Origin of the sequence: Bacillus sp. FSL H8-0545 (assembly GCF_038006105.1) — a bacterium.
GTDB lineage: Bacteria > Bacillota > Bacilli > Bacillales > Bacillaceae_G > Bacillus_A > Bacillus_A cereus_U.
On sequence record NZ_JBBOUO010000001.1, the window covers coordinates 1,336,173 to 1,360,079 of the forward strand.

Below are 23,907 nucleotides of genomic sequence, written 5' to 3' on the forward strand. Positions count from 1 at the left end.
ATAGGAGAAAAGGTGTTGGAAAGCAATGCCTTTTCTTCTATGTATATGTGACAAAGAGGGGGGGGAGCTGAAATGAAGAAGCACTTTTCAAAAACACAATTTATGGGGATGCTCCTCATCATATTTGGATTCGGTCTTTTTCTTGATATGATACTTGGACATTTTGAACCAGGTGGTCTAATATTTGCATTTATTATGATTATGTTTGGAAGACATTATCGAAAGAAGAATCGTTATGTAAGAGGGAATGTATTTTTATTTGTCGGTGGTATTGTATTCTTATTCTTCTTATTTTCATCAGCAGCATTCGTACTTGTTGTGTTTGCTTGTTTAGCTTTAATTGGTTATCAACTTATTCAACAAGGACATCAGCAAAAAGCAATGAAAGTTGAAATTAAAGAAAAGGGATATATAGATGAAGAAAAACAAATATATCGTACAGAACCGTATATAAAAAATATGTTTGTAGGTAATGTACGAATGATGGATCATATTTATGAAATAGAGGATATTAACGTCCAATATGGTGCTTGTGACGTCGAGATTGATTTAACAACTGCTATGATTCCAGAGGGGGAAACGGTTATTGTTATTCGGGGCGTCATTGGTAATATTCGTTTATATGTACCATATGATATTGAATTGTCTTTAAATCATTCTGTTATTGTTGGGCGAGTGCTCCTGCCAGGACATGAAGAAACTGGATTTAACCGTAATGTTACGTTTAGAACAGAACAGTATAAAGAAGCCCCTCGTCGTATTAAAATTATTTCTTCGCTTGTCGTAGGCGATACGGAAGTGAGGAAAGTATAATGAAAAAACAAAGGAATATTTCGTGGATGTATATTCGTTATTCTATGTTGTCCTCTGTGAGTATCGCACTTATTTGTACAATTGTATATGTATGGAAAAGCGAGCAACAAGTTTATGATTTACTATGGAAAGAATCCATTGCTTCTGTTCCAATTGGCTTGTTTATTATAAGTACGAGTCTTCTTATCGGAGGAATTGTAGGATATGCAATCGGTTATTATATAGAGCAGCGTATACAAGGATTAAATACTTTTCTATTTGAAGTAGAGCGAGGGAATTTTCCGAGTGATGTTTCATTTACTGCGGATGATGAATTTCATGAAGTGGAACGAAAAGTAATTGGTCTTGCTCGTCGCTTAGAGGAGCAAGCTGGGCTATTTCAAAAAGTAACGAATGAACGAGCCCATTGGAATGAAGAGATGAGACAAGAAGCGATTTCTCAAGAAAGGCATCGATTAGCGAGAGAGCTGCATGATTCTGTAAGTCAGCAGCTTTTTGCAATGTCGATGATGATGTCAGCCATTAATGAACAAGTAGCTAAAATTCCAGACACGACGCAAAAACAGTTGCAGCTTGTTGAAAATATGGTTGTAAATGCACAATCAGAAATGAGAGCATTGCTCCTTCATTTACGCCCAGTGCAGTTAGAAGGTAAGAAACTAACAGAGGGTATAGAAGAATTATTAACAGAGCTGTCTAGAAAGCAACATATGAAAATTGAATGGTTAATTGAACAGATTCAATTGAAAAAAGGTGTAGAGGATCATTTATTCCGTATTGTACAAGAGGCGCTGTCTAATACTTTACGGCATGCGAAGGCAAAGAAAACCGAAGTACGCCTTCGTAAAATTGATCAATATGCGATTTTGAAAATTATTGATGACGGTGTTGGGTTTAAAGTTGGTGTTAATAAGGCTGGTTCATACGGTTTAAGGTCAATGCAAGAGCGAGTTCATGAAATTGGTGGTACATTAAAAGTTCTTAGTTTTCCGAATAAAGGCACGCAAATAGAAGTGAAAGTACCGATTATGATTGAGAGAGGGGGAGAATCATGATAAAAGTATTATTAGTTGATGATCATGAAATGGTTCGAATGGGTGTATCAGCATATTTATCAACGCAGCCAGATATTGAAGTAGTTGGAGAAGCTGAAAATGGAAGAAAAGGTTCAGAGTTAGCTTTGCAATTAAGACCGGATATTATTTTAATGGACCTTGTTATGGATGAGATGGATGGGGTTGAAGCGACACGTGCTATTATTCAAGAATGGCCAGAAGCGAAAATTGTAGTTGTCACGAGCTTTTTAGATGATGAAAAGTTATATCCTGTTATTGAGGCGGGGGCGACAAGTTATTTATTAAAAACATCAAGAGCGAGTGATATTGCAGATGCTGTACGAGCTACTTATGATGGGGAAACGGTATTAGAGCCGAAAGTTACTGGCAAAATGATGTCTCGTATGCGTCAGAAGAAAGAACAACCTTTGCATGAGGAGTTAACAGAAAGAGAGTCTGAAATTTTGTTATTAATTGCAGAGGGGAAAAGTAATCAAGAGATTGCAGATGAGTTGTTTATTGCCCTTAAAACAGTAAAGACACATGTGAGTAATATATTAAATAAGCTAAATGTAAGTGACCGGACACAGGCGGTTATTTATGCGTTTAGACACCAATTGACGAAATAAGAAGGAAGCTTTGGCTATATATGGTCAAAGCTTTTTGTTGACGGTTAATCATGTAAGCGTTATCATTAAGGTGTTAACAGTACATACAAAGGGGAGAGAGTGTATGTTAGTTCAAACGATATTTGGAATGGATGAAACGAAAAAATTAGGTAACTATGTGAATGCGTTGCAAGCACTTTGTGAACAATATGATATTGAAACAGATCGTATTGCAATTATTGAGGCGACAGAAGAATATTATTTATTTCTAGTAAAACAAGAAGATTGCTATGATGTTGTAAAAGTAGAAACAGTGGATACGAATATTGATTACTATACGAAAGCTTATAAAGTAAGTAGCTTTAATCATACTTCTTATCAAATGTAAAAAACTCCCGAAATGGGAGTTTTTTTATGATACTTTCGATTCAGGTGAATGATCCGTTAATGGTACTGCTTTGGCACCACTTAATTTTGCGATAGCAAAACCGATAATAGCCCCAATTAATGCTGGTACTAACCAGCCAATTCCTTCATTATATAATGGAATAAACTCGAAATAAGATGTGATAGATGAAACAGGAATATTCCCTTGTTTTAAACCATCAAATACGCTCACAACTGCAGATCCAATTAACGCACCTACATAAACAGAACGATATCCACCGAAATATTTATGAAGTAATGATAGTAATACGAGTACAATCGCAATTGGATATACAACAAGTAAAATAGGAACAGAGATTGCGATAATTTTTGTTAAACCTAAGTTGGCAACTAATAATCCTAACGAGCAAATGACACTTGCTAACGTTTTATATGAAAATTTCGTTAATAATGTTGAGAAGTATTGACTGCATGCAGATACAAGTCCAATACATGTTGTTAAGCAAGCGAGTGTAACGATAAGAGATAATAGAATTAAACCATATGGACCGAGTAATTGTTGTACGATAACGGTAAGTAGCTGTCCGCCATTTGTTGCGTATCCGAGAGAGACACTAGTTGTACCGAGCCAGCCAAGTGCACCATATACAAGTACGAGACCGGTAGCGGCAATAAGTCCTGCTTTTGCTGTTGCGATGGCAATGGATTTACGGTCATTCACACCTTTTGAGCGAATTGCATTTACAACGATAATTCCAAATGCAAGTGCTGAAATGGTATCCATTGTTAAGTATCCTTCCATAAAACCTTTGAAAATTGGAGAAATTTGATACTCTTGCATTGCTGGTCCGGATTGCCCGAGGGGTGTAAATACACCCTTAACGAATAATAAGAAAATAGAGAGTAATAAAATAGGTGTTAATACGCTTCCGATACGATCGACGAGTTTAGAAGGATTTAAACTAAGCCAAAATACGATAGCAAAGAAGATGACTGTGTATAAAAATAGCGCTAGGCTGCTAGAGCGAATAGTTTCTGGTAAGAAAGAACTAACTCCCATTTCATAAGCGACATTAGCAACACGTGGGATGCCCATAGATGGACCGATTGCAATGTATACAACTACTGTAAAGAATATTCCGAATGATGGGTGAACATGACTTGCAAGTTGTTGCATTCCATTTCCTGATAGAGAAATGGCGATAACAGTAAGTAGCGGTAAGCCGACTCCTGTTAGTAAAAAACCAATCATTGCTGGCCAAAAGTTTTCACCAGCATTTTGTCCAAGCATTGGAGGGAAAATTAAATTACCTGCTCCAAAAAATAAAGAAAATAGCATAAGACCTGTGAAAAAAATATGTTTTTTTGATACAGTGTTCATTGTTTTTGCCTCCTTTTTTGTAAATTCATTGTAAGAACACAAAAAACTCGTCCCTTAAGAAAGGGACGAGTTATATTTACCCGCGATACCACCCTAATTTATACATGTAGAAATATATTTATATGTATACGGCTTACAACGTACAACATGATACGTGTTCCTTGTAACGGAGGACGACCGGTAAGAACTTACTTCAGCATTCGGTTCTACTTCTCGGAGATGATTTTCGGTTACGAACTGAGCATTGGCTTTCAGCAAAATACCAACTCTCTGGGGAACAGCCCTGTAACGTACTCGTTCTCGTCAATGAATTTTTATTTAAGTATTCTGACAATATTTTCACATGTTTTTTTTAGAAAGTCAATATATTTTTTGGGAAATATACTTTCCTGTAGAAATATAGCTGAGAATATGAGGTTTAATGCTGTTTGTAAAAATGCTGTAAAACATTATAGAGAATTGTAAAGTTTATGGAGAAAATCGATATTTATAGGAGTAAGGGAGGAATTATTTGAATTTACAGAGAATAATACAACAATCCACTTGCTGGAAAGAACAAACCAAAAGAGGTGACTGAAATGCTTGCGATGGGAGTATTATTTGGCATTATTGCTATAATTGGTTTTATGTGGTTATATTATTCGCGTTCGTTTAAACAAGCAGAAGTTTTACTCTTTCAAAAAGGTAGTTTGTTGACAAATCAGTCTAGATATTTAGTATGTCCGAAGTGTGGAAGTGCGCAGGCCAGGAGTGGAGGATATCAAGAGTGTTGCAAAACTAGATTATGAAAGAAGGAAGCCTCACATTATTTTGTGAGGCTTCCTTCCTTACAATTTCTTAGCGCTCCAAATTGTCCAATGATCTCTTTCGATGATAGGAGAGACGTTTTGTAATGCCGTTTGGATATGATGTAGAAGTTGAGAAAGTTCATTATCTGTTAATTCATATAGAATGGATCGTCCGGTTCGAGGAGATAAATCTTGCAGCAATGCTTCTACAGAATCATGTGTTTTTCGTACTTCCCAGTGTGCTTGAATGGGGAACACTTGAAGAGAATATTTTTGTAATTCTTGCTGTATAGTAGTGGTTTTTGGTCTTCTTTTTGATTCTATTTCAATGAGTTTTGGAAATACAGAGAAAAAGTATCCACGAATGTGTTCAGGACTTCCTGGAATTGTACAATCTTCAATAGTTCGGTCTTGTAAAATAAGTATACCGTCTTTTTTTAATATACGAGAAGCCTCTCGTATAAATGTAGGAACATCTTGTAAATGATGGATGACTGCGCGAGAAATGACAAGGTCGAATGATTCGTTAGGATATGGAATGTTATGCGCATCACCGTGAATGAATGAAATGTTTGGGAAGGCATTACAATTTTCTTTTGCAGCTTGTAATATTTCTTTTGAAAAATCAAGCCCAACAACATTTTTGGCTCCCATAAGAGCAAGTTCTTTCGTATAAATGCCTCCACCACAACCTATATCAATTACTTGTTTGTTTTGTACATCTACAATATTGTTTATTGTTTCCTGCCATGAAATATGTGCGTTACGATTTGCATACGTATACTTATTATTTGCATCATGAAAATTAATGGACATTGTAAAATCCTCCCTTCAGTGTATAGTATAGCTCATTCTATATAATGTAACGTTTTTGTTTTATGCATGAGGATTATAAGAATTTCTTATTGGAAAAGGAGAATCGATTTGAAAGGGAAATATTTAATGTTTTTATGTGTTATTTTACTCGCGTCGTGTGGTCAAGCCGAGCAAAAGAAGGAATCGAAACAAGTAGAGGAGACAGTGAATGAAGTGAAAGAACCATTACAAATAACTGTTATACAAAAAGGTAAAGAAGAAAAAAATTTAAAGAAAATGGATGCGGAGTTGGTGGTGGATATTATAAACAAAGCGGAAAAACAAGAAGTAACGGGTAGTTTTGGTGAACCGGAATATGAAATACAAATTAGTAGAGATGGGAAAATTGAAACATATTATGCATGGTTAAGAGGAGAAGATCGCCGAGGATGGATTCAATATAAGAAAGATATGTATATGCTGAACGAAAAAGATACTGAAAAACTTTTGGCTATATTTCCAAAGATTCCAGAACAAAAAGAAGATGAGATGCAAGTAGGGCCTTTAACGGAAGTAACGAAAAAAGATTTGCAGATTACCGCGTTTCATATTAAAGCAGGCGATCAAAAAATAAATTATACGGTACGTTATACGATTTCACAATCACTATATAATAAGTTAGCAAAGGAACAAGAATATTATTTGCAATTGATTTTCCCGGAAAAGGTTCAAAAATTAATTGGCGCAAAAGATAGTGAAATGATTTCAGCTGAAAAAGTAAAGGAAGGGTATAAACAGTATGAATTGAATGTTACTGTTCCGATAAAAGATGCTTCAGAATCACAATTAAAATCACTAGAAACCTATTATGATAATTACGATTTACAAATATTAAATAGTAAGAAAGAAAAAGTAGGAGCATTTCAAAACATTATTCAAATTGTTAAAGAGTATGGTGAAAAAATGAATTTACAAAGATAAAGTGAAACTTTAATCAGTGGGGGGCATCCCCCGCTGATTATTAGCACGACTCCCACCTAACTTCTTTGCTCCAGCCGAATTTTGAGGTGGGAGTCTTACTGCCCGCAAATAGCGGACAGTAAGAATCATAAAGTCTATATGGCCTTTCCTAGGAAATGATAATAGAGGGGAAAGATCCCCTCTATTATTTTGCTTTTGCAGATGGCTCATTCATTGATTTTCGTGTAATTAGAAAAGAAATCATAAGAGCAGAAAGAATAATAAGGGCTATAAATAAGTGATTTGGCAACCAATCTAATAATAATACGTAACTGACGGTATAAAAAATAAGAGTTGAAGCTAAAAACGATAGCGCGCCTATCATAAGAGATTGTAATTTCATTTGTATTTACCTCCTTTTATTTTTATTTTTGGCTAAAAATGGATGAAATAAACATTATTTCTAACAATAGAAAAAAATATGTCATAATAGAGAAAAAGAATAAGTTTTGATGAGTGTATATGGCTCAGTAAAGCGAGATAAAGGAGAGGAATATGAAAAAAAATAAAAAAGGATTATGGGGAGTTATCGTTGCAATAGGGTTATTTTTACTGTCTAAGTTAAAATGGGTATTTGCCATTTTTAAGTTAGCAAAATTTTCAACTGTATTTAGTATGTTTTTATCGCTTGGTGCATACGCAGTCATATATGGTTGGAAGTTTGGGGTAGCACTCGTTTATTTGTTGTTTGTACATGAGATGGGGCATTTATGGGCAGCGCGAAAGAAAGGTATACCAACATCGCCAGCAATCTTCATACCTTTTATGGGGGCTCTTATTGGGATGAAAGAGATGCCGAAAAATGCAAAAGATGAAGCATACATTGCCTATATGGGACCTCTTTTCGGATTGTTTTCATTTTTACCCGCGATTCCACTTTATCTGGTAACGAAAGAGCCGTTTTGGGCGCTTATTATTTTACTTGGCAGTATGATTAATTTCTTTAACTTAATTCCAGTTTCTCCGTTAGATGGTGGACGAATAATTTCAGTTGTAAGTACGAAAATTTGGGGAGCAGGGCTAGTTTTACTACTCGGCTATTCTATTTACTATAAGAGTATTTTGGGAGGATTTATTGTTATTATCGGCTGCATGGAACTATATAGAGTAATAAAGAGAGATGAGCCGATTAAGGAATTAGGATATAGAATCGATGGAATGAAAGCATATGTTGCTAGGCTTGAAGAGGAATTAAAAGAAACTGGTGCGGTGCATCGAACGATTTATATGATTCACCATGAGATGAATGTATTAAGACAAAGAGAACGTGAAAAAGAATTAAAAACAGGAGAACTTCAAAAGTTTGAAGTGCTAGAGTACCTTTTACCAAAGTTTGAGCCGCTTGATTATGTCCCATATGAAGATGAAAAAGAAATGCATACAATTCATATAAGAGAAGCATTTGAAATGTCAGAAAGAAAATTAAATGAATGGGAAACAGAAAAAGAACAACAAGAAAATTATTATAAAGTCGATACGAAAACGAAATGGACAGTATTTGCTTGTTATATCGGATTAATGGCTATACTCGGTTATACAGCTTATGAAGGTTATGTTGTTTTACAAGAGCATTTACCAAGGAGAAGTTTGTAGGAAAATAGTGTCGAAATGACAAGAAGGATTTAAACAGGAATTACATTTCTACGAGAGAATGTTACAAGTGTAACAGTACATTGTAATATTCATAGTAGAAAAGGGGTTCTGTATATGAAGAGATTGTTAAGTGTATTGGTAACTATTACTGTGATGGCAATAGCGAGCTATAGTCTTATGAAAGTACTATTATATTATGCGAATAAGTCTGCTGGAGTAAATACAGTAGCACAAATAGAAGAGGTACAAGAGAAGAAGAAGACACTCGATTTTGTTCGTACAACACATGAAAGTTATAATAATTTCTTGAATTATGGTAAGGCAGAGAAATATACAGATGGGGACTGGAAACATTTTAAACAATGGTTTCAAGAGCAAGAAGCCTCTTTAAAAAATATACATAAAGAAATAAAAAATGAAAAAATAAAACGCGATGTGAATAGAAGTTATGAAATTGTAAAGAAAGGTGTGGAGCTTCAGAATATTGAGTATGTAGTCTATGCTCATCGCGTATATCATGACTTGGATATACTTGTGAATAAATATAAAGGTGAAATGAATGTATGGGGGTATACAGAGTTTGGAGATGGGCAGAATATAAAAAGGATTGAACAAGCAATACAAACAAAGTAGTAGGCTAGCTAGAATTCTAGTTAGCTTTTTTTTGAGCACAATTAATGTGGGCTAATAATTAGTGGCGGATGGTAGCACGCCACTAGTTAAAATTTATTTAATATGTGAATTGTTCATATATTTTTCACAAAAACACCATGTTAATAGTGATTAAAATCACAATATGTATTATACAATTCAGTTAAACTAAAAACAGTTAAGGAAATAGAGGAGTGGGATACAATGTTAAGTGCAAAAACAATTGAAATCGTAAAGTCAACAGTACCGTTATTACAAGAAAAAGGCGTTGAAATTACAACGAGATTTTATCAAATTTTATTTTCGGAACATCCGGAGTTATTGAATATTTTTAACCATACGAATCAGAAAAAGGGAAGACAACAACAAGCGTTAGCAAATGCTGTTTATGCAGCTGCAACGTACATTGATAATTTAGAAGCTATTATTCCAGTTGTAAAACAAATCGGTCATAAGCATAGAAGTTTAGGTATTAAAGCAGAGCATTATCCAATAGTAGGTACATGCTTGCTACGAGCGATTAAAGAGGTCGCAGGCGCACCTGATGAAGTTTTAAATGCATGGGGAGAAGCGTATGGCGTCATTGCTGATGCATTCATTAGCATTGAAGCGGATATGTATGAAGAAGCTGCACATAAAGAAGGTGGATGGAAAGATTTCCGCAACTTTGTGATTGTTAAAAAAGTGAAGGAAAGCGACGTTATTACATCATTTTATTTAAAACCTGAAGATGGCGGGAAAGTTTCTTCATTCATCCCAGGACAATATGTAACGATTCAAATAAATATTGAAGGTGAAACATATACGCATAATCGTCAATATAGCTTATCTGATGCTCCTGGAAAAGAATATTATCGTATTAGTGTAAAGAAAGAAAAAGGTGTAGATACACCAGATGGTAAAGTATCTAATTACTTACATGATCATGTAGGGGAAGGAGATGTCTTACCAGTAAGTGCACCAGCGGGAGATTTCGTATTAAATATGGAGTCAACATTACCTGTTGTACTAATTAGTGGTGGAGTAGGTATTACACCGATGATGAGTATGTTAAATACGTTAATTGAACAAGAATCAAAGCGTAATGTATGCTTTGTTCATGCGGCGATAAATAGTAATACACATGCGATGAAAGAGCATGTTGAGACAGTAGAAAAAGAGTATGAACAAGTTAAAGCATATACTTGCTATTCTTCACCGACAGAGCAAGATGTGGAAATGAAGAATTTTGATAAAGAAGGATTCATTGAACGTGAATGGTTACAAACTATTATTCCAACGACTGAAGCAGAATTTTATTTCTGCGGTCCAGTACCATTTATGAAACATATAAATGCTGCATTAATTGATTTGGGTGTTAAACAAGAGAACATTCATTATGAATTTTTCGGTCCAGCAGCAAGCTTACAATAGATTAAATTTGAACAAGCGAAAAACGAGGTATTATTTTACCTCGTTTTTCGCTTGTTCTCTTAATAATCGATTTACTGTTTCACGGCGTACACCTATGAGCTGACCAATTTCAGTTTGTGTTAATATTTCATAAATAGGGATGTCACCTAAATATACGGTGAACCATTCTTGTAAACGATGAAGGCGCTCTTTAGGAGAGACCGTTGTCAATTGATCGATACGCTGTTGCATCATTCGTAACTTCGATTGTAATTGCATAGCGATATTTGCATATGATGCAGGATTTGCCTGAAGTTGATCGTACCATTCATTACTAATTATAGGCTCAACTTCTGTTTTCATTAAAGCGATAGCTGTACCATGATATTCCTTCGGTGAAATTAAAGAATGGTGAGGTATCGTTTCACCAGGAACGATAATATTAAATAAAAATGGTGTTCCGTTTTCTTCTAATCGAATAACTTTTAATAAACCTGTTTTTATAAAGTATAAAGGACCGTCCTCACCTTGACGGAATAATATATCTCCCTTATGTAGAATCAATGTTAGCCCCCCATTAAAATATTTCTATTTCTTATATTTTAGCGTATATGTATAAAGATAATATGCTTTTTAAACAGTAATTTCATTGACGAAATGTATGCTATTACAGTAGTATACTATTTAGTGTGTAATAGTACTAGCAATGAATACGCTGTAGGGGGTTTAGTATATTGTTAGATGCGATGAAGATGACGGATATGAGAATTCCGGCGAATGCTATCATTCATGTAGAAGAGATGAAAGGTGGAGTCGTTTTATCCGTTGAAATAGACGGCCAAATTATTTATACGATGGCTTATGATGAAGAAACAGATAGTTATGCTGAATTATATGATCGAAACGATAAGAGGGCGTGCCAAGTACATGAAGACTTTATGGGATGGTCACTTCTTCACTAAAAAGATGTCAATATGACATCTTTTTTTATTGAATCGATAGATTATACAAAGAAATGAAATATAAGGATAAAATTTGTAATAAATGATTTTGCATTGTTAGCACTTTGTAACTGTAAGATAACTGTTTTTTCGCTATCATAAAGATAACAGTCATAGCTATAGGAGTGATCAACTTGAAGAAAGTACATATTTCAAATTTTATGCTATTAAGTGTTTGTTTAGTTTTATTTGTTCTCCTAGGAGCCTTTTTATATTCATGTGTATAAGAAAAAACGCATTCTAGAAAGAACGCGTTATAAAAATGAAGTAATGATTAATCTAGTTCCAAGAATAATTAATGTGATACGTAATAAATTAATTACTGCATTACCACTTAATTTTGTGTTAATATAAGCCCCGATTTTTCCGCCAATCCATGCACCAGGAATAAGAATTAATGCATAAGCCCAGCTGACATTTCCTAGAGAGATGTGAGTTAAAGAACTTACAATTGCTGAGAGAAATACGATAAACATTGAAGTTGCTACAGCAATGTGTGCTGGGAACGCAAAAAGAAGCATCATCGCTGGCACAAGTAAGGCGCCACCACCGATTCCGAATAATCCGGATATAAATCCAACTATAAAGGCAATAAAGATAGCGAGAAATGGTGGGAATTGATAGTCTACAGTATTTCCTTCGTTATCTGTAAAAGATCGCTTAATTACAGTCATATTTGATAGGGAAAGAGGTTTCAATTTGTCTCGTAGTATAAGAAGAATGGAGACGAATATAAGAAAAATCCCAAAGTATAAAGAAAATGTATCTTGGTTTAAAAATTTGTTTGCCCATGATCCGATAATACCACCAGGGCCACTCCCGATAAATAAAATAAGTCCACTTTTATAATCTACCCGTTTATGTTTCATATAAGTAAGGGTAGAAGACAGCCCCGTAAAAACGACGGTTACCATAGAAGTTCCTACTGCGAGTTGTGGTGATAAACTGTGTAATCCAATTAATAACGGAACGATAATAATTCCGCCTCCAAGTCCGACTAGGCTCCCGACTGTCCCGGCGATTAATCCGATGAAAAGTAACATGATGTATTCCAAAATTGCCAACTCCTCTATATAACTTATCCATCAATCATTATACACGCTTTTTAATAAGAAATAGGCTTGTTCACAAAAAAGTCGTCTTCCTAGAAAAATAAGGAAGACGACTTTTGATTAAAAGATTAAGTGTAATAAGTAGTAAAATAATGCAGCTAAAGAAGCTGAAATAGGAAGTGTAATAACCCATGTAATTAACATGCGTTTTGCAGTTCCCCATTTTACACCTTTCACACGATGTGAAGCACCAACCCCTAAAATAGAAGAAGAGATAACGTGCGTTGTACTAACCGGTAAGTGAATGAATGTTGCACCGAAAATAACAAGTGATGATGATAAATCGGCAGCTACACCATTTACAGGACGAATTTTCATAATTTGTCCACCGACAGTTTTAATAATTTTCCATCCACCGACAGAAGTACCAAGACCCATTGCGATTGCACAACATAATTGTACCCAGAACGGGATGTCGTCAGAAGTATGATAGTTATTGGCCATAAGAGCCATCGTAATGATTCCCATTGCTTTTTGTGCATCATTCGTACCATGTGTGTAAGCTTGTAATGCTGCAGTGAAGATCTGGAATATACGGAAGTTCTTGTTCGTTTTCGTTAAGTTAAAGTTTTTAAAGACCACTTTAAAAATACTATATACGATGTAACCAATAACAAAAGCGATAATCGGTGAAATGATTAAAGCTTCAAGAATTTTTATAAACCCTTTATAGTTTAATGAGCTAATACCAGCAGCAGCAATTGCTGCACCAGCGATTGCGCCAATGATTGCATGCGAAGAACTACTTGGAATGCCATAGTACCAAGTGAGCAAATTCCAGACTATTGCCGCAAGCAAAGCAGCTAAAATTACAAGAGAGCCATTTGGCAAGGCAAACGGGTCAACGATATCTTTTGTAATAGTTTTTGCTACACCTGTAAATGTCATCGCACCTAAAAAATTCATAATAGCTGCCATAACAATTGCATGTCTAGGCTTTAGAGCTTTCGTTGAAACAGCCGTTGCAATAGCGTTTGCTGTATCGTGAAATCCATTGATAAAGTCAAAAGCTAAAGCGCAAATGACTACTAAAACGGTCAGTATCAAGAGTGTATCCATGATCAAACTCCTTACGCGTTCTTCATAATGATTGTTTCTAATACGTTTGCAACGCTTTGACAGCTATCAGCTACTTCTTCAAGCTCTTCGTAAATCTCTTTAAATTGAATAATCTTAATCGGATCTTTCTCACGAGAGAATAGATGCTTAATCGCATGACGGCGAATATCATCACATTGTGACTCGTAATCCTTAATCTTAATCGCATTTGTACGAATATCGACTAATTTCTTTTTAGACAGTAGTTCAACAGAATTTGCAATCTCAATTGCACATTGATTAATTGCTTCAACGAATTTAATCATGTATTCATCAGCTTCTGTAATAGAATACATTTCGAATAGACCAGCACTGTGATCTAATCCGTCTAATACATCATCCATACTCATTGCAAGCTGTAGGATGTCTTCACGTTCAATAGGAGTAATAAACGCTTTGTTTAGCTCCATAATGATTTCGTGAATGAATGAGTCACCTTTTGACTCATACTCTTTCATGCGCATAGAAAACTCTTTTAAATCGCTAGCATTTTTAATTTTATACTCCACGAAAAACTGCGCGCCTTCTTTTAAATTTTCGGAAACATTCATTAGCATTTCAGAAAATTTATCTTTCTTTGATTTAAAGACCATTATTGTTACCCCCACAAAAGTAATATATGTAAAATATATTGGCTAATCAATTCTAACAAAAAACTGTCGTTTTTTAAAACATTTTATCGAAAAGTTTACAAAAACTTAACATAACTCACATTGTTGTATTAATAATATTAATACTGAATAGTGAATATCTTACTTGTAGAATGTCCTTTTCTTGTGAAAAGTATGAATGTGAAAGAAAAGCTTTACACTATAGGAATGACTACGTTATTATAATAAATTTAAAAGGAGGTATATTCTTCCTTTTTAAAAAAAGAATGTAAACAAATGAAGGAAGTGAACGAATGAAATTGAAGAACACTCACTTTAAAAAAATGCTTGAGTGGTTCAATAAGAGGAAGAAACTACGCAATTCATTAATTGTATTGGGAAGTTTACTTGCTACTCTATTTATTGTTGTAAATATAATAATTTCCATTCAAGATATATCTGAATTAAAACAAGCTGTTCCACAACCAACTTTAATTTATGATGCAAATAATGAAGTTGCGACTAAATTAGCTTCTTCTAAAACAGAAGGAGTTAAAAGGAAAGATATTCCTGATATTATGGTTCAAGCAATTGTTGCAGTAGAAGATAAGGAATTTTTTAGTCATCATGGTATTTACTATAGTGGAATCATAAGTGCTGTATTTAAGAACATTACAGCTGGTGAAGTTGTGGCAGGTGGTAGTACAATTACACAACAACTTGCAAAAAATGTATTTTTGACACAAGATCGCACATACTCACGTAAAATAAAGGAATACTTTTTAACAAAAAAAATAGAGCGTACTTATTCAAAAGATGAAATTATAGAAATGTATATGAATCAAATTTATTTTGGTGAAGGTGCTTGGGGGATAAAAAGAGCAGCTAAATCGTATTTTGATAAAGAGGTAAAAGACTTAACAATTTCAGAAGCTGCAACGATTGCAGGATTAATTAAAGCGCCATCTGCGTATTCGCCGTATAAAAACTTTAATAAATCAATTGAAAGACGTAATGTCGTATTAGGTTTAATGAAGGAGCAAGGGTATATTTCTGAAGAACAATATAGTCAGGAGAAAGAATCAGGTCTTGTATTACGACGTGGTGTTGACGATAAATATAAGGGGAAATATTCTCAATACGTAGATTATATTGTTAGAGAAGCGATGGACAAGTATGAATTAACACAAAATGAAATTTTAGCAGGTGGTTATCGTATTTATACGGAACTTGACCCGAAAAAACAACAAGCGGTTGAAGATGTTGTGAATAATGATAGTTATTTTAAAGATAGTGGTTCAGATCAGCTTATGCAAACTGGAGTGGTCCTTATGAATCCAAAAACTGGCGGTGTTCCGGCTTTAGTTGGAGGTAGAGGTCCTTATCAATTTTTACAGTTTAATCATGCAACACAATTAAAAAGACAGCCAGGTTCAACGTTAAAGCCTCTTGCAGTGTATGTACCAGCGTTAGAGCAAGGATATGAAGTATACGATGTCTTAAAAGATGAACCGTTTAATATTAAAGAATATGCACCACAAAATAGTGATCATACGTTCCATGGTAATGTAACGATGTATGAAGCAGTGGCAAAGTCATATAATGTTTCAGCAGTTTGGCTATTAGAGCAAATTGGATTAGATAAAGGATTGAAATCTTTAGAGCGGTTTGGTATTCCATTAGATCCTGAAGACCGTACGTATCCGATTGCTTTAGGGGGTATGCATGTAGGGACTTCACCATTTGTAATGGCTCAAGCGTATAGCGCAATTGCAAATGATGGTGTCCAAGTAGAAGCTCATGCCATTAGAGAAATCCAAAATGCTGAAGGGGAAACAATTGGAAAATGGTATAAGAAAGAAACTCGTGTGACGAATGAGAAAGTTGCCCAAAAGATGACATACTTATTAAAAGGTGTTATTGAAAGGGGAACAGGTGAAAAAGCGAAAGTTAATAATATCGATACCGCAGGCAAGACAGGGACTACCCAGCTTGTAAATGGACCAAGCACTGGTGCGAAGGATTCGTGGTTTGTTGGATACACACCGGATTTAGTAGGTGCGATTTGGGTAGGGTATGATAAAACGGATAGTGAGCATTATGTGCCAGGAGGCAGCCAAATTACAACGACAATGTTCCGGGACATTATGAAGAAAGCGAATGGAAATCCAACTCAAAAGGCATTTCAGTTATCACTAATACCTGAGGCGGATTATACAAAACAATTAAAAACGATTGAGGAAGAAAAACGAAGGAAAGAAGAAGAGAAAAAACGAAAAGAAGAGGAAGAACAAAGAAAAGAACAGCAAAATGAATGGATAGATAAAGTAAAAGAGTGGATTCCATTTTGGTAAAAAAAGAGGCGAATAACGAGTTCGCCTCTTTTTTATGAGAAATGAGTGATTTTATCTCGATTCAAAATGTGGCAACAGAAAAGAAGTTAGGTGAGAATCGAGCTGCCTATAAAAATTTGATTGGTTTAACTTAATAATAAGTGGGGATGGGAAAAGCTCCACTGATTAAAGCTTCAGTTTATTTATTTAGCGTAACATTGGTCCTGCCGAAGGATTGAGAATCAAACGTGACGGTTATTATTCCTTTACTAATAGGTTCATATGGTAATTCCTCTTCGAAACTTCCAGTATTTTCATTATGGATAGAGAGTGTTATTTCATCAACGTCTTTATTTTTATATTGATCTTTAATCGTTTCAGCGATTTGAAGTAGGTTTTCATAACTAGAAGCTTCTGTAATAAGCATTCCTTTTATAACTTTTTTTTCATTTTGTGTGGAAGAGGAATACGGGATGTTGTTTTGTTTTGTATACAGAAGTTCGTATGGAATTGTTTTTCTTTCTGCTTTTGAAACATTTGAATATTTTAGAGTTAAAAGAAACCCTATACATAAAATTATGCAAACCATAAGAACAAACCAAAAACGTGTCAGTGATATAATTCTCATTATCATCCCTCTTTCATGTCTTTGTCTTCACTATTTATCATACAAAAAGAGGATTAAGCTAGAGTAAATTTGAAGTAAAGAAACGTAAAGAAGGAGCACTTATCCTCCAAAATAAGTGCTCCTTTTTATTAAAAGAGAGATTTAACATGCAATCAAAATAATACAAATTACTATAAATTAAACATTCTTTGTCTTTCAAAAATAAGATAAAAACTAAAAGTTAGTAAATTCGGAAGACTGATAGTGTAGCTGTTGTGTCACCAGTGTTAGGGATGGAAATAGTATTTACTGTAGGTTGTACAGAGATTGTTGTACCAGCTGTTAAAGTAATAATTGTGGAGAAAGAAACCGCACTACCGATAACGTTAGTTGAAAAATTACGAGTAGGTGGTTGACCGTTGAATGAAATACCGAATCCAAACGGTGAAGAACCCGGGAAGGTTGTAGATGCTGAGAAACTAATATCGTATACTCCTGTTTCTAAAATAGTTAAAGTATCTGAAGTGTCATTAAAAGAGAGATTATTTAGTTCGAAAACTTGATTAAATTGGATATTTGTTCCAGGCGATATAGTTTGTGGATTAGAATTTCCTATTGCTGCTATAGTTACAGGGAGTGGTGTGCCCGACGGTCCAGTAGCTCCCGTAGGACCTATTGTTCCTCCGCCAAGGCAACCTGATCCATATTGCACTAGAATAGCTTGAATTTCTGTAATGAGCTTAACGAGTTTATCGATAGTACAGCAATCGATTTTGAATAACTTAGCAATATACAATAAATAATTAAGCAGACTTTGTAGTTCAACGTATAATGCTCCGCATGAGAAAGGTGATGTCTTTAGGATAGTTAATAAGTTAGCAATAATAGAGTTTCCGACTTGTTCTTGTGCAGGTGATAAATCTAAGCAATTGAGGAATTTTTGAAGATTATTTAGGATATCAATTAGTTTATCAATATTATCTTGAGAAGGGTTTTGAAATACAGCTTGAATATTTTGACCAAGAGCTTGAAGAAGTCTAACATACTCTTTAAGTTCGGACTTAGAGATATTAATATAACTGCAAGCTCTTACTTCGCAACAATCATTACCATAGAATACTTTCCCTTTATTCTTGTTGGACATTTGTTCATTCCTTTCTTTTATAGAATAAATAGCCTTTACTATATAATAAAATGAAAATTAAACTGAATTCGTGATGGACAAACTACTATTTCAAAAAAATAAGAAGTTTACCCATCTTGCGAAAACAAAGAAAAATTAAGAGGTAGAGAAAGATTTATATAAGTAAAAAAAGAATAGGCTGTAATAAAAAAACTGCACGCCAATTGTTAGGTTATATCTAACAATTGGCGTGCAGTTCGTGGAACAGTCCAACATTGTTAATGATTAATTCTTTCATGGTTTGTTTTAGGCAAAATTGGGATAGAAATAGTGAAAGTTGTACCATTTTGATTACTAGTAACTTTTAATGTGCCATTATGATTTTGAATAATTTTCTTCGTTACTGATAATCCCAGTCCCGTTCCTGAGTCTTTTGTAGAGAAAAACGGATCAAATATATATTCTTGAATAGCTGGAGGAATGCCGGTTCCATTATCTTTGAAAGTAATACGAACAAAATTATCTAAGCGATAACTAGTAATTTGAATAGAAAGAGGTTCTTCACCTTGAGCGTCGACAGCATTTTGAAATAAATTTAAAAAAACTTGCACGAGTTCATGGCGATCAATATTGACGAGTACACCATCTAATTCGGTAGAAAAATCATAGTCAATAGAAATGTTGTGCAAAAAAACTTCACTAGCAAGTAGTTGTTGAATATACTCGCGTAAAAACGTATTGATTGGAAAATGTTCTCTAGTAAATTCACGCGTTTTTGAAATAGCTAAAAATTTTGTAATAATACTATTGGCACGATCTAATTCAGGGATGAGTAGACTTTTAAACAATTCTTTATTGGATGGAGAAACGCTATCTTGTAGAAATTGCAAGTACCCACGTACCGTTGTAAGGGGATTTCGTACTTCATGTGCAATCCCAGCTGCAATTCGCCCAGCTAGGGAAAACTTTTCGGCATCACGTTCTGTATTTAAATAATGAAATACACTAATAACTCGAAAAATCTCCCCATTATAATCACGAATAATACGGTTATTTACGATGCCATAGTTTTTGTCTAACACTTCCTCATTATATATTTCGGTTCCCGTTTTTAACGTTTCAATAGCTTTAATTTGTTCTTCAGGTAAGTTTAGTAATTGTTGAATTGGTTTTCCAATTATAGAATTTCGTATTACACCAAAATCATCTGCTGCAGCTTGATTACATAATGTAATGTTACCTTTATTATCAATAAAAGTGACGTGATGCGAGAATGCATCGAAAATATGAACAAAATGTTTTTCTAGTTGTTCAAATAAAAATAGTGAATCGCAAGTAAGCTGAAAGGTAGGCTCTTTATCTTTTTGTTGTATGTGTTGAATAGAATGAGATGTTCTCGTTTTTTTTATTTGCAAACCAATATGTGGATTTTTATATGTGAAATGATGTGGTAATTGATTTACAAGTTCTTCATATAACCGTACTTTATTTTCCAATTCTTTTATTTGATTTTCATGAGATAAAATAATATCGTCTTGAAGCATAAATAAATAACTCCTCAATTTAAAAATTCTTCCATCTAGTATATCATATTTTTATACGGATACTCTTAAAGAAAGAGCGACTTTATGAAAGTGATCGGATGGTATTTTTGTGAAGTAATATAGAATGAGTGTAAGCTGAAGTTGGGAAGGGAGGAATACGTTTGTTTTTTATTGGAGTGACGGGATGGGGAGATCATGATTCTTTATATAGTAATCCCTATGAAAATAGAAATAAATTGCGAACTTATAGTGAACATTTTCCCATTGTGGAAGTAGATAGTTCATTTTATGCGATACAACCTGCGCGGAATTATACAAAATGGGCGATGGAAACGCCGAAAGATTTTTCTTTTATAGTAAAAGCTTATCAAGGAATGACAGGACATATGAAAGGGGAAATCCCTTTTTCTACGTTCGATGAGATGTTTGATGTGTATAAACAATCAATTCTTCCTTTAATAGAAGCGAATAAATTAAAAATGATTTTATTTCAATATCCACCATGGTTCGATTGTAAAGTGAAAAATGTAGATTTACTTCGGTACACGAAAGAAAAAATGGAAGATTTCCCATGTGCAATAGAATTTCGAAATCAAACATGGTTTTATCCAGAGATGAGAGATAAGACGTTACAATTTTTAGAACAAGAAAAATGGATTCATACAATTTGCGATGAGCCTCAGGCAGGAATAGGATCAGTACCGCTTGTATTAGAGGCAACAAATTCAGACATGGCGTTAATACGTTTTCATGGCCGGAATGTTCATGGATGGCTTGACAAAGGAGAAAATTGGAGAGCGGTTCGTTGTTTATATCGCTACAATAATAATGAGTTGAAAGAATGGGTAAACCGATTAGAGCAATTGAAAAAAAAGACTAAGGACATATACGTTTTGTTTAACAATAATTCGGGTGGGGATGCGGCGGACAATGCGAAACAGTTGATGGAAATGGCGAATAGTACATATGGCGAGCCGAAACCAGAGCAATTAAATTTATTTGAATAAATACAAACAAGAAAAGCACTGTACAAACAGGGGGAATGTACAATGCTTTTCTATATGAAAAAGAGGGGTAACAATGTTACTGAGCGTTTGGTTGATTCATCAATTGTTGGCTTCATAATAAATGATAATGGTTATCATTATCATAGTCAATAGTTTTTCGGAAAATAAATAAAAAACTTTTGATATTTTGAAAATAAATAAAAAAAGAACAGCGATTACTGCTGTTCTTTTCCATTGACGAATTGTTGTAAATCAAAAGGAGTTATCGCTTGGATAAATTCCTTTGAGATAAGTGTTTGAACAAGAGTGCTTTCAGAAATTGTAGCACCTGTTTTCTTTTCATAAGATTTCTTTAATAAATCAAGTTTTTCAGCCGTTTCTTTCGGTAATTCAATTGTTAATGTGTTCATAATTTCTCCCCCTTACTATTAGATTACCACTACAGTATAGGAGAGACAAGAAAAGAGAATATGAAACATAAAAAAGGTTACCAAATTTACAAATGGTAACCTTTTTTATGTATAAGAGTTATTAAGCAATACCGATATACTTTAATGTTTTTGATGGAGTACTGTGATCAAAGAAGTGTTGTAAAAATGCAATATCAACACCTGATTTGTATGCACAATAGCCCCAAGTTTTTCGAAGTGTATGTGAGCTAATCCCTTCTAATCCAACTTCTTTTGCAGCTTTGTTTAAAATGTACCATGCATGTTGTCTCGTAATAGACTTTGTTCCTTTTTGAGACTTTAATAATGGTTCATTACGTTTCCAAGTTTTACGTTCTTTCATGTAGTCTTCGATTGCGTGCTGTAAGTCTTCATTTACAGCAAACCATTTATGTTTCTTTACTTTTTCATTGTAAAATAAAATGGAATGGCGAACATTTTCGTCTTCATCGATTACATCACTAACTTTTAATTGTAAGATTTCACTTACTTTTAAGCCAGAATTTACAGCTAATACGAATAATAAGCCATCACGTTTCGAAGATTGTAAAAGTATATTTTTGATAGTTTCTAATTGTTTTTCGTTTTGAATAGGTTGTCCTGCTTGTTTCATTTCACGCACTCTCCTCTTTTATATGTGTAAAGGAAAGGATTAACTTGTTTCTTACTATAAAGGGAGAGTGTGAATTTCATGTGAACTCCTAGTGAAATTAAGACAAATTATTTGACTTCTTTCACTTTTTGTAAATTAAAATAAAATACAACGCTATTAGTGGTATTATACACACCGTACTCGGCGTGATGGAGATCTAAAATGTTTTTTACAATGGATAACCCAAGGCCAGTACCTCCAGTATGACGGCTACGAGAAGCGTCTAAACGGTAGAAGCGATCCCAAATTTTTTCAAGGCTTTCCTCTGGAATAGGATTGCCTGTGTTTTCAATTTCGATTTTCACTGTATCTTCCGTTTCTACAACAGAGACGTGTATTTTTTCACCATCTGGAGTATATCGAATTGCATTGCTAAGCAAGTTCACAACTACTTGCTCAATACGGCTACGATTTGCTTTAACAAATAGAGAAGAGTCAGCATGGATGTCCACTTGTAAATGTTTTTCCTCCATACTAAATAATAATTTTGTATAGATTTGTTGAATTAATTCACCGATTGAGAATGTCGACATTTCTAGTTTGTACGTACCAGATTCTAGTTTTGCTAATTCTAACATTTCAACAATGAGCCTGTTCATATTATCTGTCTCTTCCAAAATAACATTTGTATAATATGTCGTATCTTTACTTACGCCATCTTGAATACCTTCAGCGAAGCTACGAATAACACTAAGTGGTGTTTTTAATTCATGAGATACACCAGAAATGAATTCTTTTCTCGTTTTTTCTAATTGACGTTCGCGTTCAATATCTTGTTGTAATTTTGTATTGGCAACATTTAATCGGTCGATGCGATCTTTTAAATTTACAGAGAGTGTATTAATACTACTTGATAACCCGCCAATTTCATCGTCTGCTGTAACAGGTAACTTCTCGCTAAAATCAAAGTTGGCCATTTTTTTTGTAACGCGATTTATCTTAATTAATGGTTTAACAATGATTTTTGAGTAGTAGAAGGATAACAAAATAATAACGAGAAACACGATAATTAAGGCATAGACATAATAATCTTTTAAAACGAGCATCGCTTCATTAACAGGTTGTAAAGATGCTATCGCAAAAGCGTACTCCTTAATTTCTCCGTTTTCCATAATAGGCTTTACAAAGACACTGTTTTTTATATTTTCCCCACTATCTAAAATATACGTGTTTAATTGATTTGAATTAGAAGTACCTTGTCTAATAGTTCTTGCAAAATATTGAACAGCTTGTAATGTTTCAAAATCCTTTGCAAGACGAACCTCAGTCTTGGAAGGAAGCTGTAATTTAGATATTACCCCAGTAAAATGGATTGGAGAACCAGTATTATCATATCGATTTTTAAGTTTATTTTTAGATGGATTACCACTAATGGATTGAAAATCTGAATTGAATTGTTCATTTTCCCATCTAGTATTATTAGTTATTAATTCTTGAGGTGTTATTATATTATTCGGTTGGAGTAGTCCGTCTACATAAATTATTCCATCTTTTTTTAATCCTAAGTTTGCGAATTTATTATATTCTTCTGGTGTTAAAAGATTGTTAAGGGGGATGGAATAGGTTTTATTATTGTTAGGGTTAATCACATCAATGTAAAAACTGTTTTCACTTTTAATAATTCCGTTAGAATCTAAAAATTGGATTTCGGCATTTGTTTTATCATGAAATTCTTGTTTTAATTTTCTAGTTTCCTCAAATCCTTGGTCACTTTTTTCGTAATTATCTACGAATTTTTCAAAAGCCGTTTGAACGGTTTTTACTTTCTTATTAATGTAGAACTTCTCTAAAAATAGAGATTGTCCAAGGAAAAAAAGGAGAAATATGATTGTAAATAAAGTTGATGTTAATAAAAATAGTTTAAAGACGATGCTTCTGTTCTTCACTGTTTCACCTCGTATGAAAAAT

At 34.0% G+C, this 23,907-nt stretch carries 25 protein-coding genes and 1 other annotated feature; of the genes, 12 read left to right on the forward strand and 13 right to left on the reverse strand.

Features of this window, described 5'->3' with window-relative positions:
- Nucleotides 1–72: 72 nt before the first annotated feature.
- From liaF to MHI07_RS07090, 4 genes are read left to right on the forward strand one after another with little or no spacing between them, the layout of a single operon-like run.
- Nucleotides 73–813, forward strand: a complete 741-nt coding sequence (gene liaF / locus MHI07_RS07075; protein ID WP_002158641.1) for a cell wall-active antibiotics response protein LiaF — start codon at nucleotides 73–75, stop codon at nucleotides 811–813.
- Nucleotides 813–1,868, forward strand: coding sequence for a sensor histidine kinase (locus tag MHI07_RS07080; RefSeq protein WP_340822773.1), 1,056 nt, complete (start codon nucleotides 813–815; stop codon nucleotides 1,866–1,868). The genes liaF and MHI07_RS07080 overlap by 1 nt, the downstream gene beginning before the upstream one ends.
- Nucleotides 1,865–2,497: a response regulator gene (locus tag MHI07_RS07085; protein WP_000598709.1), complete on the forward strand. Its 633-nt coding sequence runs from the start codon at nucleotides 1,865–1,867 to the stop codon at nucleotides 2,495–2,497. Before MHI07_RS07080 ends, MHI07_RS07085 begins: the two co-directional genes overlap by 4 nt.
- Before the next feature lie 10 nt (nucleotides 2,498–2,507).
- Nucleotides 2,508–2,864: a DUF3992 domain-containing protein gene (locus MHI07_RS07090; RefSeq protein ID WP_283746834.1), complete on the forward strand. Its 357-nt coding sequence runs from the start codon at nucleotides 2,508–2,510 to the stop codon at nucleotides 2,862–2,864.
- Between the two features lie 24 nt (nucleotides 2,865–2,888).
- On the opposite strand, the gene brnQ3 is transcribed toward MHI07_RS07090, so the two are convergent.
- Entirely contained in the window at nucleotides 2,889–4,244 is a 1,356-nt protein-coding gene (brnQ3, locus tag MHI07_RS07095; protein WP_016104300.1) for a branched-chain amino acid transport system II carrier protein BrnQ3, read from the reverse strand.
- 58 nt (nucleotides 4,245–4,302) lie between these two features.
- Nucleotides 4,303–4,560, reverse strand: a binding site (T-box leader).
- A 262-nt stretch (nucleotides 4,561–4,822) separates the two neighbouring features.
- Here brnQ3 and MHI07_RS07100 point away from each other — a divergent pair.
- The gene (locus tag MHI07_RS07100; protein ID WP_000880631.1) at nucleotides 4,823–5,032 is read left to right on the forward strand and encodes a hypothetical protein; all 210 of its coding nucleotides are present in this window, start codon (nucleotides 4,823–4,825) and stop codon (nucleotides 5,030–5,032) included.
- Nucleotides 5,033–5,071: 39 nt separating this feature from the next.
- Here the strand turns inward: MHI07_RS07100 and MHI07_RS07105 are convergent, their stop codons facing one another.
- Nucleotides 5,072–5,848 (reverse strand): class I SAM-dependent methyltransferase, encoded by a 777-nt coding sequence (locus tag MHI07_RS07105; RefSeq protein WP_215581115.1) that lies wholly within the window; start codon nucleotides 5,846–5,848, stop codon nucleotides 5,072–5,074.
- A 108-nt stretch (nucleotides 5,849–5,956) separates the two neighbouring features.
- Here MHI07_RS07105 and MHI07_RS07110 point away from each other — a divergent pair, with 108 nt between their 5' ends.
- Nucleotides 5,957–6,808 carry a hypothetical protein gene (locus tag MHI07_RS07110; protein ID WP_078174432.1) on the forward strand — a complete coding sequence of 284 codons (852 nt, stop codon included), beginning with the start codon at nucleotides 5,957–5,959 and terminating at the stop codon, nucleotides 6,806–6,808.
- A 184-nt stretch (nucleotides 6,809–6,992) separates the two neighbouring features.
- Here MHI07_RS07110 and MHI07_RS07115 read toward each other — a convergent pair whose 3' ends face one another.
- Nucleotides 6,993–7,190, reverse strand: coding sequence for a hypothetical protein (locus tag MHI07_RS07115; protein ID WP_000776287.1), 198 nt, complete (start codon nucleotides 7,188–7,190; stop codon nucleotides 6,993–6,995).
- 152 nt (nucleotides 7,191–7,342) lie between these two features.
- Between MHI07_RS07115 and MHI07_RS07120 the strand changes: the two genes are divergently transcribed.
- The 3 genes from MHI07_RS07120 to hmpA all read left to right on the forward strand — a co-directional run bounded on the left by MHI07_RS07120 (nucleotide 7,343) and on the right by hmpA (nucleotide 10,504).
- Nucleotides 7,343–8,440, forward strand: a complete 1,098-nt coding sequence (locus MHI07_RS07120; protein ID WP_340822781.1) for a site-2 protease family protein — start codon at nucleotides 7,343–7,345, stop codon at nucleotides 8,438–8,440.
- Nucleotides 8,441–8,554: 114 nt separating this feature from the next.
- A complete protein-coding gene (locus MHI07_RS07125; protein WP_340822783.1) occupies nucleotides 8,555–9,073 on the forward strand; it encodes a hypothetical protein in 519 nt (172 codons plus the stop codon).
- Between the two features lie 222 nt (nucleotides 9,074–9,295).
- On the forward strand, nucleotides 9,296–10,504 hold the full coding sequence (hmpA, locus tag MHI07_RS07130; RefSeq protein ID WP_078179593.1) for an NO-inducible flavohemoprotein: 1,209 nt from the start codon (nucleotides 9,296–9,298) through the stop codon (nucleotides 10,502–10,504).
- Nucleotides 10,505–10,534: 30 nt separating this feature from the next.
- Here hmpA and MHI07_RS07135 read toward each other — a convergent pair whose 3' ends face one another.
- Nucleotides 10,535–11,047 carry a Crp/Fnr family transcriptional regulator gene (locus MHI07_RS07135; RefSeq protein ID WP_088078155.1) on the reverse strand — a complete coding sequence of 171 codons (513 nt, stop codon included), beginning with the start codon at nucleotides 11,045–11,047 and terminating at the stop codon, nucleotides 10,535–10,537.
- Between the two features lie 170 nt (nucleotides 11,048–11,217).
- Here MHI07_RS07135 and MHI07_RS07140 point away from each other — a divergent pair, with 170 nt between their 5' ends.
- The gene (locus tag MHI07_RS07140) at nucleotides 11,218–11,445 is read left to right on the forward strand and encodes a hypothetical protein (protein WP_000883004.1); all 228 of its coding nucleotides are present in this window, start codon (nucleotides 11,218–11,220) and stop codon (nucleotides 11,443–11,445) included.
- Nucleotides 11,446–11,738: 293 nt separating this feature from the next.
- Here MHI07_RS07140 and MHI07_RS07145 read toward each other — a convergent pair whose 3' ends face one another.
- The 3 genes from MHI07_RS07145 to MHI07_RS07155 form a co-directional block, all read right to left on the reverse strand.
- Nucleotides 11,739–12,539, reverse strand: a complete 801-nt coding sequence (locus tag MHI07_RS07145) for a sulfite exporter TauE/SafE family protein (RefSeq protein WP_002158631.1) — start codon at nucleotides 12,537–12,539, stop codon at nucleotides 11,739–11,741.
- Nucleotides 12,540–12,656: 117 nt separating this feature from the next.
- Nucleotides 12,657–13,655: an inorganic phosphate transporter gene (locus MHI07_RS07150; RefSeq protein WP_002149443.1), complete on the reverse strand. Its 999-nt coding sequence runs from the start codon at nucleotides 13,653–13,655 to the stop codon at nucleotides 12,657–12,659.
- 11 nt (nucleotides 13,656–13,666) lie between these two features.
- Entirely contained in the window at nucleotides 13,667–14,287 is a 621-nt protein-coding gene (locus MHI07_RS07155; RefSeq protein WP_000231445.1) for a DUF47 domain-containing protein, read from the reverse strand.
- A 311-nt stretch (nucleotides 14,288–14,598) separates the two neighbouring features.
- Between MHI07_RS07155 and MHI07_RS07160 the strand changes: the two genes are divergently transcribed.
- Nucleotides 14,599–16,638 carry a transglycosylase domain-containing protein gene (locus MHI07_RS07160; RefSeq protein WP_078179596.1) on the forward strand — a complete coding sequence of 680 codons (2,040 nt, stop codon included), beginning with the start codon at nucleotides 14,599–14,601 and terminating at the stop codon, nucleotides 16,636–16,638.
- A 178-nt stretch (nucleotides 16,639–16,816) separates the two neighbouring features.
- Here the strand turns inward: MHI07_RS07160 and MHI07_RS07165 are convergent, their stop codons facing one another.
- From MHI07_RS07165 to MHI07_RS07175, 3 genes are all read right to left on the reverse strand, one after another.
- A complete protein-coding gene (locus MHI07_RS07165; RefSeq protein WP_002158629.1) occupies nucleotides 16,817–17,245 on the reverse strand; it encodes a hypothetical protein in 429 nt (142 codons plus the stop codon).
- Between the two features lie 220 nt (nucleotides 17,246–17,465).
- A complete protein-coding gene (locus tag MHI07_RS07170; RefSeq protein WP_340822787.1) occupies nucleotides 17,466–18,368 on the reverse strand; it encodes a Gly-Xaa-Xaa repeat protein in 903 nt (300 codons plus the stop codon).
- A 257-nt stretch (nucleotides 18,369–18,625) separates the two neighbouring features.
- Nucleotides 18,626–19,891 (reverse strand): ATP-binding protein, encoded by a 1,266-nt coding sequence (locus MHI07_RS07175; protein ID WP_340822790.1) that lies wholly within the window; start codon nucleotides 19,889–19,891, stop codon nucleotides 18,626–18,628.
- Between the two features lie 161 nt (nucleotides 19,892–20,052).
- On the opposite strand from MHI07_RS07175, the gene MHI07_RS07180 reads away from it, so the two are divergent.
- Complete coding sequence (locus MHI07_RS07180) at nucleotides 20,053–20,898, forward strand: DUF72 domain-containing protein (protein WP_340822791.1); 846 nt, start codon at nucleotides 20,053–20,055, stop codon at nucleotides 20,896–20,898.
- Nucleotides 20,899–21,113: 215 nt separating this feature from the next.
- Here the strand turns inward: MHI07_RS07180 and MHI07_RS07185 are convergent, their stop codons facing one another.
- From MHI07_RS07185 to MHI07_RS07195, 3 genes are all read right to left on the reverse strand, one after another.
- A complete protein-coding gene (locus MHI07_RS07185; RefSeq protein WP_002149425.1) occupies nucleotides 21,114–21,308 on the reverse strand; it encodes a DUF3924 family protein in 195 nt (64 codons plus the stop codon).
- Nucleotides 21,309–21,429: 121 nt separating this feature from the next.
- Nucleotides 21,430–21,960 carry a tyrosine-type recombinase/integrase gene (locus MHI07_RS07190; protein WP_000806230.1) on the reverse strand — a complete coding sequence of 177 codons (531 nt, stop codon included), beginning with the start codon at nucleotides 21,958–21,960 and terminating at the stop codon, nucleotides 21,430–21,432.
- Between the two features lie 107 nt (nucleotides 21,961–22,067).
- Entirely contained in the window at nucleotides 22,068–23,885 is a 1,818-nt protein-coding gene (locus MHI07_RS07195; RefSeq protein ID WP_002201166.1) for a sensor histidine kinase, read from the reverse strand.
- Between the last annotated feature and the right edge of the window lie 22 nt (nucleotides 23,886–23,907).

What these genes read in the sequence shown, in the direction of transcription:
- liaF (WP_002158641.1), top strand. Translation starts at nt 73, where the DNA reads ATGAAGAAGCACTTTTCAAAAACACAATTTATGGGGATGCTCCTCATC.
- MHI07_RS07080 (WP_340822773.1), top strand. Translation starts at nt 813, where the DNA reads ATGAAAAAACAAAGGAATATTTCGTGGATGTATATTCGTTATTCTATG.
- MHI07_RS07085 (WP_000598709.1), top strand. Translation starts at nt 1,865, where the DNA reads ATGATAAAAGTATTATTAGTTGATGATCATGAAATGGTTCGAATGGGT.
- brnQ3 (WP_016104300.1), bottom strand. Translation starts at nt 4,244, where the DNA reads ATGAACACTGTATCAAAAAAACATATTTTTTTCACAGGTCTTATGCTA.
- MHI07_RS07100 (WP_000880631.1), top strand. Translation starts at nt 4,823, where the DNA reads ATGCTTGCGATGGGAGTATTATTTGGCATTATTGCTATAATTGGTTTT.
- MHI07_RS07105 (WP_215581115.1), bottom strand. Translation starts at nt 5,848, where the DNA reads ATGTCCATTAATTTTCATGATGCAAATAATAAGTATACGTATGCAAAT.
- MHI07_RS07115 (WP_000776287.1), bottom strand. Translation starts at nt 7,190, where the DNA reads ATGAAATTACAATCTCTTATGATAGGCGCGCTATCGTTTTTAGCTTCA.
- MHI07_RS07120 (WP_340822781.1), top strand. Translation starts at nt 7,343, where the DNA reads ATGAAAAAAAATAAAAAAGGATTATGGGGAGTTATCGTTGCAATAGGG.
- MHI07_RS07125 (WP_340822783.1), top strand. Translation starts at nt 8,555, where the DNA reads ATGAAGAGATTGTTAAGTGTATTGGTAACTATTACTGTGATGGCAATA.
- hmpA (WP_078179593.1), top strand. Translation starts at nt 9,296, where the DNA reads ATGTTAAGTGCAAAAACAATTGAAATCGTAAAGTCAACAGTACCGTTA.
- MHI07_RS07150 (WP_002149443.1), bottom strand. Translation starts at nt 13,655, where the DNA reads ATGGATACACTCTTGATACTGACCGTTTTAGTAGTCATTTGCGCTTTA.
- MHI07_RS07155 (WP_000231445.1), bottom strand. Translation starts at nt 14,287, where the DNA reads ATGGTCTTTAAATCAAAGAAAGATAAATTTTCTGAAATGCTAATGAAT.
- MHI07_RS07160 (WP_078179596.1), top strand. Translation starts at nt 14,599, where the DNA reads ATGAAATTGAAGAACACTCACTTTAAAAAAATGCTTGAGTGGTTCAAT.
- MHI07_RS07165 (WP_002158629.1), bottom strand. Translation starts at nt 17,245, where the DNA reads ATGAGAATTATATCACTGACACGTTTTTGGTTTGTTCTTATGGTTTGC.
- MHI07_RS07170 (WP_340822787.1), bottom strand. Translation starts at nt 18,368, where the DNA reads ATGTCCAACAAGAATAAAGGGAAAGTATTCTATGGTAATGATTGTTGC.
- MHI07_RS07175 (WP_340822790.1), bottom strand. Translation starts at nt 19,891, where the DNA reads ATGCTTCAAGACGATATTATTTTATCTCATGAAAATCAAATAAAAGAA.
- MHI07_RS07185 (WP_002149425.1), bottom strand. Translation starts at nt 21,308, where the DNA reads ATGAACACATTAACAATTGAATTACCGAAAGAAACGGCTGAAAAACTT.
- MHI07_RS07190 (WP_000806230.1), bottom strand. Translation starts at nt 21,960, where the DNA reads ATGAAACAAGCAGGACAACCTATTCAAAACGAAAAACAATTAGAAACT.